This is a genomic window from Stenoxybacter acetivorans DSM 19021 (assembly GCF_000745895.1).
GTDB lineage: Bacteria > Pseudomonadota > Gammaproteobacteria > Burkholderiales > Neisseriaceae > Stenoxybacter > Stenoxybacter acetivorans.
Genome location: NZ_JQKE01000112.1, coordinates 1 through 3,747 on the forward strand (window position 1 = coordinate 1; position 3,747 = coordinate 3,747).

Below are 3,747 nucleotides of genomic sequence, written 5' to 3' on the forward strand. Positions count from 1 at the left end.
AAATTTTTAGAATTACCTATCCTTAGATTAAGGTTTCTGGAAAATGCGCTATATTTATAAAATATTTATCAGTTTTAGTTTGTTATTGCTTTTATCTGCTTGCAACGATAAGAATGATATTGTGGAAGCGAAACTGAAAATTTTAGAGAAAAAAAGTATAAATAGTGAATTATTCAATCCAAATTTAACTGATTTATTTTCTGGATTTGATGCTGTTTGTGTGCAATCGCCTTATTTATCAAAAGAAGAATTTGAAAAAATAATTAATAATGAGGCGAAATTTAATTACAAAATAGGTTTTTTTAAATATGATATGATAACAACTTCTGGGGTTAAATTTTGGTTAAAAAAAAGACAAGATGTAATTGCGATATATTCAGATTTACATGCAGACCCAGAAAAAATATACGAAAATAGATGTTTACAAATCAAATCAAATATGTGCTTAAAAACAATAAAATACCCAATTCATGGTATTATTACTTTTTATTTAGGAGAGTGTTAAATGTATTACGATATAACTTCATTTGTAAACTATACCAATCAAAAAGCCAATGAATATGGTGGGTTTGATGGCAAGAGTGGTAGTTATGATAATAGTTATGATGCGTATAGGCATGCAATGCTAAGTGCTAAACTTACGCAACGATTAGGAGATGATTTTTCTAAGTTCATACTTGATAAACATGAAGACGGAAATCCAGATAATACCGCGATACTATCTGGTATGGATAAATGGAATAATGAAGTAGGCAGAAAAGAGTACCATAAATGGAAAGAAGAATCTGCTGCGGGCAGAACTGATGATAGTCTGGAAAAGTGGCTTTATGATGCTGTGAAACGCGGTGATACCATTAATGATCCTTATAATGATAGACGTAAATGGAAAGAAGATCCAAATGGATTGCCTTTTGACCCGGGTTGTTTTAAAGATGAGCAAGCCTTTAAAGACTGGCAAGCCCTTAACCGTGATGGCAAATACCACATTTACGACCCGATTGTTTTGGATTTAGACGGCGATGGTATTGAAACCGTTGGGCATGATAAACATGTTGGCGCATTGTTCGATCACAATAACGACGGTATTCGCACGGCAACAGGCTGGGTTAGTGCTGATGACGGCATTTTGGTTGTGGATAAAAACAAAGACGGCATTATCAGCAATGGCAGTGAAATCTTTGGCGATAGTTATCGTAAAGCCAACGGCGAAACCGCTGTTAATGGCTATGATGCTTTGGCTGAATTTGACAGCAATCAAGACGGTAAAATCACTGCTGAAGATGAACGGTTTACCGAGCTTAAAATCTGGCGCGATTTAAACCAAGATGGTTTTGGTTCAGCCAATGAATTATTTTCATTAACGGATTTAGGCGTTGCGGTTTTGAATTTGGATTATAAAAACACCAATACCCAATTAAAAGGCAACAATACTTTAGCCCAAACGGGCAGTTACGAAACCACCGACGGCAAAACCCGATTAATGGGTGATGTAAACTTTTCATTTAACGCTTTATACAGCCGCTATGCGGAACGCATTGAATTAACCGAGCAGCAACAGCAAACCGCGAATTTACAAGGTATGGGGCGAGTTCGGGACTTGCGTGAAGCCGCCGCACTTTCCACTTCATTGGCTCATGTTTTGGCAGCGTATTCGGCGGCAGAAACCAAAGCCGAACAAATTGCTTTGCTGGACAACCTGATCAACGCATGGGCAAAAACCGATCCGCAATTCAATGCCAACCGCACTTATTTGATGATGCCGTTCAGTGCAAAAACAAGTAATCAAGGCACAGGGCTGACACGCGATCAAGCAGGGGCATTAAAAGACTTTCAAATCAATATCAATGATCACCAAGCATTGGTTTTGCTGTCTGAAAAAGTAAGCATATTGAATGCGTTTACCGGAGAAACCGGCGGCACATTCTATGTGGGCAGCAAAGCCGATGTGGAATATCTGAAATCCACAATTACCAAAACCTACGATAAGTTAAGCCAGCAAGTTTATCAAAATCTGCTGTTTCAAACCCGTTTACAGCCTTATTTGTATGAAATCGGCTTTGCGATTGAAAACGATCAGTTCCAATTGGACTACAGCGGCATCACCAAGAAATTCAACCAAATTTTCACAGAGAACCCCGAAAAAGCCTTTGTGGATTTGGCTGAATTCCTATTCTATCAGCCGAACATCGGCAAACAATGGCATGCGGCAACACCGCTGCTGGCGAAAATGATTGAATACGCCGAACAACATCAACTCACCGAACATTGGCTGAACCAAATCGGCAAAGAGATGCAAACCAAACTCGGCATTATTTTCGGCACAGAGCAAAACGACACCCTCAACGGCAACGAAAATAACAATGTAATCATCGGCGGCGAAGGCGACGATAAACTTTACGGCGGCAATGCTTTGGATACGCTGATTGGCGGGGCGGGCAATGATACTTTAACGAGCTATGGCGGTAATGACGTGCTGGACGGCGGTGCGGGCGACGACAAACTCTATGGCGGCAGCGGCGCGGATACGCTGATTGGCGGCGCAGGCAATGATGATTTGTCGGGCAGTTATCATGGCGATACCTATCTGTTTGCCAAAGGACACGGACAGGATACGGTTTCTGACCACAGTGGCGGCTATGCGGGTGATGATGTGGTTAAGTTTACCGATGTTAACTATGGCGAAACCCGCTGGCATAAAGACAACTATGATTTAATTATTGCCAATCAGCAAAGCGACGACAGCGTTCGTATTCAGCAGTTTTTCAACAGCAGTTACTATGAAATTGAAACCTTTGTCTTCCAAGATCAAACTTTCCATTTGGCTGATTTAAAAAATATGGGTTTCACGTTGCACGGTACAGGCGACGATGACAATATTAACCTCAGTTCATGGCAGAGTAAAGTCAATATTTACGGCGGATTGGGCAATGACACCATTCAGGCAGCCAATAAAGATGATTTATTGGACGGCGGAGAGGGCGATGACAAACTTTACGGCGGCAGCGGCTCGGATACGCTGATTGGTGGCGCGGGTAATGACTATTTATCAGGCGGTTATCAGGGTGATACCTATCTGTTCAGCAAAGGACACGGACAGGATACGGTTTCTGACCACAGCGGCGGCTATGCGGGTGATGACACTGTTCAATTCACCGATGTTAGCTACGGCGAAACACGGTGGCATAAAGATAACTACGACTTAATTATTGCCAATCAGCAAAGCGGCGACAGCGTTCGTATTCAGCAGTTTTTCAACAGCAGCTACTATGAAATTGAAACCTTTGTCTTCCAAGACCAAACTTTCCGTTTAGCTGATTTAAAAAACATGGGTTTCACGCTGCACGGTACAGGCGGTGATGACAATATTAACCTCAGTTCATGGCAGTATAAAGTCAATATTTACGGCGGATTGGGCAACGACACCATTCAGGCAGCCAATAAAGATGATTTATTGGACGGCGGAGGGGGCGACGATAAACTTTACGGCGGCAGCGGTGCAGATACGCTGATTGGCGGTGTGGGTAATGATTATTTGTCGGGTGGTTCTCAGAGCGATACCTATCTGTTTGCCAAAGGACATGGACAGGATACGATTTATGACCACAGCGGTGGTTATTCGAGTGATGATATTGTTCAGTTTACCGATGTCAGTTACGGCGAAACCCGTTGGCATAAAGACAACTATGATTTAATTATTGCCAATCAGCAAAGCGGCGACAGCGTTCGTATTCAACAGTTTTTCAACAG

At 41.8% G+C, this 3,747-nt stretch carries 2 protein-coding genes; both read left to right on the plus strand.

What is annotated here, in order from left to right:
• Positions 1 to 43: 43 nt before the first annotated feature.
• On the plus strand, positions 44 to 505 hold the full coding sequence (locus tag Q384_RS10680; RefSeq protein WP_037587986.1) for a hypothetical protein: 462 nt from the start codon (positions 44 to 46) through the stop codon (positions 503 to 505).
• A 117-nt stretch (positions 506 to 622) separates the two neighbouring features.
• Positions 623 to 3,747 (plus strand): calcium-binding protein (locus Q384_RS14175; protein ID WP_425423489.1); only part of this gene is annotated, 3,125 nt, incomplete at its 3' end.